The organism is Candidatus Thiothrix phosphatis (assembly GCF_035668035.1).
Lineage (GTDB): Bacteria > Pseudomonadota > Gammaproteobacteria > Thiotrichales > Thiotrichaceae > Thiothrix > Thiothrix phosphatis.
This window is the reverse complement of record NZ_JAYMYJ010000142.1, coordinates 176517-183583: the sequence shown is the minus strand read 5'-3', so window position 1 is coordinate 183583 and position 7067 is coordinate 176517. Positions and strand designations below refer to the sequence as shown.

5 protein-coding genes are annotated in these 7067 nt (G+C 54.5%); 4 read left to right on the top strand and 1 reads right to left on the bottom strand.

Features of this window, described 5'->3' with window-relative positions; genetic code table 11:
• The first annotated feature begins 58 nt into the window (after positions 1–58).
• From VSS37_RS17655 to dnaE, 3 genes are read left to right on the top strand one after another with little or no spacing between them, the layout of a single operon-like run.
• Positions 59–484, top strand: a complete 426-nt coding sequence (locus tag VSS37_RS17655; protein WP_324697319.1) for an AAA family ATPase — start codon at positions 59–61, stop codon at positions 482–484.
• Between the two features lies 1 nt (position 485).
• Positions 486–1139, top strand: a complete 654-nt coding sequence (locus tag VSS37_RS17650) for a retron system putative HNH endonuclease (RefSeq protein WP_324697317.1) — start codon at positions 486–488, stop codon at positions 1137–1139.
• Complete coding sequence (gene dnaE, locus VSS37_RS17645) at positions 1136–4660, top strand: DNA polymerase III subunit alpha (RefSeq protein ID WP_324697316.1); 3525 nt, start codon at positions 1136–1138, stop codon at positions 4658–4660. Before VSS37_RS17650 ends, dnaE begins: the two co-directional genes overlap by 4 nt.
• Here the strand turns inward: dnaE and VSS37_RS17640 are convergent.
• On the bottom strand, positions 4657–5664 hold the full coding sequence (locus VSS37_RS17640; RefSeq protein WP_324697315.1) for a polysaccharide biosynthesis tyrosine autokinase: 1008 nt from the start codon (positions 5662–5664) through the stop codon (positions 4657–4659). The genes dnaE and VSS37_RS17640 overlap by 4 nt on opposite strands.
• A gap of 261 nt (positions 5665–5925) precedes the next feature.
• Here VSS37_RS17640 and carA point away from each other — a divergent pair, with 261 nt between their 5' ends.
• The gene (gene carA / locus VSS37_RS17635) at positions 5926–7065 is read left to right on the top strand and encodes a glutamine-hydrolyzing carbamoyl-phosphate synthase small subunit (RefSeq protein ID WP_324697313.1); all 1140 of its coding nucleotides are present in this window, start codon (positions 5926–5928) and stop codon (positions 7063–7065) included.
• The last annotated feature ends 2 nt before the right edge of the window (positions 7066–7067 follow it).

The window sequence follows — 7067 nt, the reverse complement described above, 5'->3', positions numbered from 1 at the left end:
TTTTTTACATGATTTGTTGACTAGGGACAAGGGCGAGATTTTGGAATAATGTCTACTAATCGATGAACCAGAAGTGGGTTTACACCCTGCTTGGCAACAGAAAATTATGCAAATTTATAGCCGGATTGGGAAAAATAACCAGTTTATTGTGGCAACACATTCACCACAGATTATTGCTAATACCCCTTATAAAAATCTGATTATTTTGCATAAACAAGACAATAAAATCGTAGCGCTTTACCCAAACCATCCACCTGCGGGTGTTGATGCAAACTCTATTCTTGCTGAAGTTATGGGGGTTGAGCAGGTATTGCCTCAAGATGTCGAAGAGCTCCACCGCCAGTATCGTAAGTTGGTTGAGAATAAGCAGGAAAATTCTCCAGAAGCAGATGAAGTGAAACAAAAGCTACTTCAACGTGAGAGCAATGACTCAAAGTTCATGCAAGAAATGCGCTTTTTAATGCGTTTGCGGGGGAATAAGTAAGGTGCGTTTTATCCAAAAAACACAATCACCTGATTTTTTTGAACAGGAGAAGTGCGGTTTTCCCTTAACAGAAGATTCTCCGTGGGGTGATTTTAAAAATCCTTGTAAAAAAATGTTTAAAGATTTCTTGGCGCAAGAACAACATGGGCTATGTGGGTATTGTGAGCGTGATTTATCTTCAACCAGTTCTCACCTGGAACATATCGCACCACGTGAACGGTACAAACATTTGAAGTTTGTGTATGAAAACCTAATCGTTTCTTGTGATGGTGGATTTCTTTGTCAAGGGAAAATGCTCAATAAAGAATCCTGTGGTCATCGTAAAGATAATGAATACGATGAGCAGCTATTTTTAAATCCTGTCCAACTCCCTGATATAAGCACTTGTTTCCACTTTGATAATGAAACAGGTGCAATCATTGCGGCAAGTCAGGCAAGTGATGAAGCTGCTAATTACACCATCCGCATTTTGAACTTGAATGCTCCGTATGTGCGGGATGCACGCATGAATGCTAGAGATGTTCTGCTCGAAGGATTAAGCAACCTCCCTATTGATCAAGCTGAGACAATCTTGCGTCAAGAGCTATCGGCTGAGCGTGAGTTCATTTCTTTTCTACGTCACTACTTTGCTCCTTTCCTGGGAGATGTTGCATGACCACATTCGTCCACCTCCGCCTGCACACGGAATATTCCCTGATCGACAGCACCGTCCGCATCAAGCCGCTGATGAAGGCGGTCGAAAAGGCCGGGATGCCCGCCATCGCCATCACCGACCAAAACAATTTCTTCGGTTTGGTGAAATTCTACAAGGTTGCGATGGGGGCAGGCGTCAAACCGTTGTTTGGGCTGGACGTGTTGCTGGCTGATGAGGCGGGCGGCGATGCGCTGTTCCACCTGATCCTGCTGTGCCAGAACAATACCGGCTACCGCAACCTGACCCGGCTGATTTCCCGCGCCTGGCAACAGGGTCAGGTGTTGGGTGTGCCGCGTGTGCAACGTAGCTGGATTGTGGAGTTCAGCGAGGGTGTGATCCTGCTGTCCGGCGGGCGTGATGGCGATGTGGGGCAGGCGTTGCTGGCGGGCAATGCCGATCTGGCGGCAAAACGTCTGCATGAATGGAAAGCTGTTTTTCCAGACCGCTATTACCTTGAGTTGCAACGCACTGGGCGCGATGGCGAGGAAAGCTACATCCAAGCGGCGGTGGAGCTGGCGCTGGCGCATGATTTGCCGGTGGTGGCCACGAATGATGTGCGCTTCATCGCGGCCAGCGACTTTGGTTCGCACGAGGCCCGCGTGTGCATCAACAGCGGCCATGTGCTGGCCGACCCCAAGCGCCCCAAATCCTACAGCCCCCAGCAATATCTGCGCAGTCCGGAGGAAATGGCGGAATTGTTCGCCGATATTCCTTCCGCCATTGAGAACACGGTGGAGATCGCCAAGCGCTGCAATGTTGCGCTGACGTTGGGCAAGAACTACCTGCCGCTGTTCCCGATTCCGGAAGGCATGACCGAAGCGGAATATTTCTGCAAGGTGAGCGAGGCAGGGCTGGAACAACGGCTTGATTTCCTGTTTGGCCACGAATTTCCGCGCGGTACGCCTGCATTTGCCGAAAAGCGCAAACCTTATGACGAACGCTTGCGGGTGGAACTGGATGTCATCAACAAGATGGGCTTTCCCGGCTACTTCCTGATCGTTGCGGACTTCATCCAGTGGGCCAAGGATAATGGCATTCCGGTCGGGCCGGGGCGTGGTTCCGGCGCAGGCTCGCTGGTGGCGTATGCGCTCAAGATCACTGACCTTGACCCTCTGGCTTACGACCTGCTGTTCGAACGTTTCCTCAATCCGGAACGTGTTTCCATGCCTGACTTTGACATCGATTTCTGCATGGATAACCGCGACAAGGTGATTGATTATGTCGCGCGCACTTACGGGCGTAACCAGGTGTCACAGATCGTCACTTTTGGTTCGATGGCGGCGAAGGCGGTGGTGCGCGATGTGGGCAGGGTGCTGGGGCATCCGTATGGCTTCGTCGACCGGGTGGCGAAGCTGATCCCGTTCGTGCTGGGCATTTCGCTGGAGGATGCGCTGGGCCGCACCGAAAAGGCCAAGAAAGACCCGGAACGTGTTTCCCCCGACCTGATTGAGCTTTACGACAAGGATGAGGAAGTCAAAGCCCTGCTGGACATGGCGATTTCCCTGGAAGGGTTGACCCGCAACACCGGCAAGCACGCGGGCGGGGTGCTGATTTCACCCTCCGACCTGACCGATTTCACCCCGATTGCGTGTGACGAAGATGGCGGCGGGGTTGTGTCCCAGTTCGACAAGGACGATGTGGAAGGCGTGGGGCTGGTCAAGTTCGACTTCCTGGGGTTGCGCAACCTCACCATCATCGATTGGGCCTTGCAGACCATCAACCGCAAGCAGGAAGCCAAAGGGTTGCCTCCGGTCGACATCAACCGCATCCCGCTGGATGACAAGGCGTCCTTCGACCTGCTCAAGGCGCAGAAAACCACGGCGGTGTTCCAGCTTGAATCGCGCGGGATGAAAGACCTGATCCGCCGCTTGCAACCGGATGTGTTCGAGGATGTCATCGCCTTGGTGGCGCTGTTCCGCCCCGGCCCGTTGCAGTCAGGGATGGTGGACGATTTCATCAACCGTAAAAAAGGCATCGCCAAGGTCGAATACCCGCATCCCAGTCTGGAGCAGGCGCTCAAGCCGACCTACGGGGTCATCGTCTATCAGGAACAGGTCATGCAGATCGCGCAGATTCTGGCGAACTACACGCTGGGCGGCGCTGACATGCTGCGCCGCGCGATGGGCAAGAAAAAACCGGAGGAAATGGCCAAGCAGCGCGGCATATTTATGGAGGGCGCGCGCGCCAACAGCATCGACGAAAATCAGGCCGGTTTCATTTTTGACCTGATGGAAAAATTTGCGGAATACGGTTTCAACAAATCGCATTCCGCCGCCTACGCGTTGGTGGCGTTCCAGACCGCCTGGCTCAAGGCGCATCACCCGGCGGCGTTCATGGCGGCGGTGCTGTCGGCGGATATGGACAACACTGACAAAGTGGTGACCCTGCTGGATGATTGCCGCCAGTTCAAACTGGTGGTGTTGCCGCCGGACATTAACCGTTCCGATTTTATGTTCACAGTCGATGACCAAGACCGCATTGTCTACGGCCTTGGTGCCGTCAAAGGGGCAGGGGAGGCGGCGTTGAGCGTTATGGTCGAGGAACGCAACCAGCATGGCCCGTTCAAATCCCTGGCCGATTTGTGCAAGCGTTGCAGTTCGCAGAAGGTCAACCGGCGGGTGCTGGAAACCTTGGTCAAATCCGGCGTGTTTGATTCCTTGGGCGGAACCCGCCGTGCCATGCTCGAATTCTTGCCCGAAGCCTTGCGCATGGCGGAACAGCACCATCGCGATCAGGGCGCGGGGCAAACCGACTTGTTTGGCGGCATGTTCGGAGGGGTCAAGGAAGGTGCCGCCGAATCCATCATGCCCGCGTTGCCGGAATTTGCGGAAAAGGAACGGCTGAAGCTGGAAAAGGAGGCCTTGGGCTTGTTCCTCACCGGGCACCCATTGGACGAATACACGGAAGAAATTGCCGGTCTGGGCAACCGCAAAAAGCTGGCCGACATTGCCGAAGACGGTGGCACCCAATACCGCCGTGAGCCTGTGATGCTGGCGGGGTTGGTTTCCAGCGTGCGCACCCAGCATACTGACAATGGCAAGCGCGCATTCGTGCAATTGGACGATAACACCGCCTATTACGAAGTGCTGGTTTTTACTGATGTTTTCGGCCAGTACGGCCATTTGTTGGAAAAGGACGCCTGCATTGTGCTGGAAGGCATGCTCGACACCGACCAGCGTACTGGCAAGACCCGTCTGCGGGTGGAAAAAATCCACGGCATGCAGGCGGTACGGGAGAATTTCCTGCGCAAATTGGTGCTGAAGGTGGACGCAGCGCAAGCACAGGACAATATGTTGGGTAAGTTGCGCAAAGTGCTCCGCCCGGCGTCAGCGGCCACTTTTCCGATCGCCATCGAGTTCCGTAACCAGAAGGCGCAGGCGGAAGTGCGGCTGCCTGGAAGCTGGTCCCTGTCCCTGGATGATGCTGGCCTGCGTCAATTGCGGCAGATGCTGGGTAAGGAAAACGTCGCCTTGCTGTTTTAACGCACTTTGGTCATGACGACGCCAACGATATTGCTTCTCGCCTGTAGCAAGCGTTCATACGCGGCCCGCAACGGGCTGCGGCGCGTTTCATTGCAGGCGACCACAAACAGGGTGGCGTGTGTCCGGTTGCCGATCAGCAGGGCGTCCGCCAAGCCCAGAACCGGCGGCGAATCAATCATGACCAGGTCGAAATCGACGCCTCCCTGTTCAGCACGGTCAACCAGCTGTTTCAAATGGTCACTGGACAACAGTTCAACTGCGTGCGGCGTAATCGGGCCGGATGTGATGACATGCAGGCCGGGAATGCGGGTTGGGCGGATCAAAGGCTCCAGCTTGTCCATGCCCGCGAGATAGTTTCCCAGCCCTTTGGTGTTGTCCAGCCCAAAATGTTTGTGCAGGGTAGGGCGGCGCAGGTCGGCGTCAATCAGCAAAACCTTTTTGCCCGCTTGGGTAAAGGCCGTCGCCAAGTTGATGGTGGTGCTGCTTTTGCCCTCGCTGGCGTCGGTGCTGGTCACATTGAGAACCTTGAGGGGCTTTTGTTGGGTGACCACCATCAGGTTATTGCGCAGTGAACGGAAAGCATGCGCCACCATGGAATCAGCATGGTCAGCAGTTTGGAAGGCATAATGGCCAGCTTTTCTGTTGATGGCGGGGGCAATGCCCAAGAGCGGCAACGGCAATACCCGCGCCAGCATGTCGCGGTTTTTGATGGCGGCGTCAGTCCCTTCCCGGATGAAGCCAGCAATAAGGCCAAGGCAAATCCCCAGTATGAAGCTCAAGGTGAAGTTTCTGGTCAGATTGGGGTTGATGGCCTCTGTAAAAAATAGGCTGAGTAGAAACACGAGCAGATAAACGCTGAGAATGGTTTTTTCCCGCCGCCTAAAAATAACCCGAAACTTGTGGAGTTCTTCGATAAAGGATGTGTCTGTGTCAAACGATGGCACATGGACGAACCCCCATTCCTGCGATAGATGAATTTGCCGGTCAGGCAACATCTTTTGCATGGTAATTACCTCTTTTCCCTATTTAGCCCAGGTTTTCCTAATTATACATAAATAAATATAATTTGTATGATTGTTGTGTAACTTGCATAAACATAAATCATGCCCTCCAATCAATAGATTGTTCCGGAGGTATTAAGTTTCGCGGAATCCGCGCATGGACACTCCGACAGGCAGGGAGTAAAATGCTCTCCTACTAATTTCACTAATTTCACGGGATGAGCGCGCCTCATCCCGTTTCGTATGTAGACTTCGGAGGTTCGTTTGAACAAGCAAGCGCTACTGGTGCTGGAGGACGGGAGTGTCTTCCGCGGGCGTTCTATTGGCTGCGATGGCCAGACCACGGGTGAAGTGGTTTTCAATACAGCGTTGACAGGTTATCAGGAAATCCTCACAGACCCGTCCTACTCACGCCAAATCGTTACCCTGACATACCCCCATATCGGTAATGTTGGCGTGAATCAGGAAGATACCGAGTCTGCCCAGATCCATGCGGCTGGCCTGATTGTGCGTGATGTGCCAGCAGTTTACAGCAATTGGCGGGCGGAAGAGTCCCTGCCTGCTTATCTTGTCCGCAGCAAGATTGTGGCGATTGCCGATATTGACACCCGCCGCCTGACCCGTATTTTGCGTGAAAAGGGCGCGCAACGCGGTTGCATCCTGGCCGGTGAAAATCTGGATGAAAGCCTCGCGTTGGAGGCCGCCCGCGCCTTCCCTGGCCTGCAAGGCATGGATTTGGCGAAAGAAGTCACCGTCAGCGAACGTTATGTTTGGACTGAAGGGTCTTGGCGGCTTGACCCCAAGGTGCCACGCGCCTCCACTGCCGAACAAGCTGGATTCCATGTGGTCGCTTATGATTATGGCGTGAAAAAAAATATCCTGTGCATGTTGGTGGATCGCGGTTGCCGCGTGACGGTCGTGCCTGCGCAGACGTCGGCGGCGGAAGTGTTGGCCATGCATCCGGATGGCGTATTCCTCTCCAACGGCCCCGGCGACCCTGAGCCGTGTGATTACGCGGTTGCCGCTATCCGCCAGATACTGGAAAAGAAAGTGCCAACCTTCGGCATTTGCCTCGGTCACCAGTTATTGGGGCTGGCCAGCGGTGCCCGCACCATCAAGATGAAATTCGGTCATCACGGCGCCAACCATCCGGTGCAGGATCTGGATAGCGGGCACGTCATGATCAGCAGCCAGAATCACGGTTTCGCTGTTGATGAAGCCAGCTTGCCCGCCAACCTGCGCGCGACCCACCGCTCGTTGTTCGACGGGACTTTGCAGGGCGTTGCGCGCACCGATTGCCCGGCCATCAGCTTCCAGGGTCACCCTGAGGCCAGCCCCGGCCCACACGACGTAGCGCCTGTATTCGACCGCTTCATTGAGATGATGCGCGCCGCTAAGAACTGACT

Coding starts and splice junctions, on each gene's coding strand:
- dnaE (WP_324697316.1), top strand. CDS start 1,136: ATGACCACATTCGTCCACCTCCGCCTGCACACGGAATATTCCCTGATC.
- VSS37_RS17640 (WP_324697315.1), bottom strand. CDS start 5,664: ATGCAAAAGATGTTGCCTGACCGGCAAATTCATCTATCGCAGGAATGG.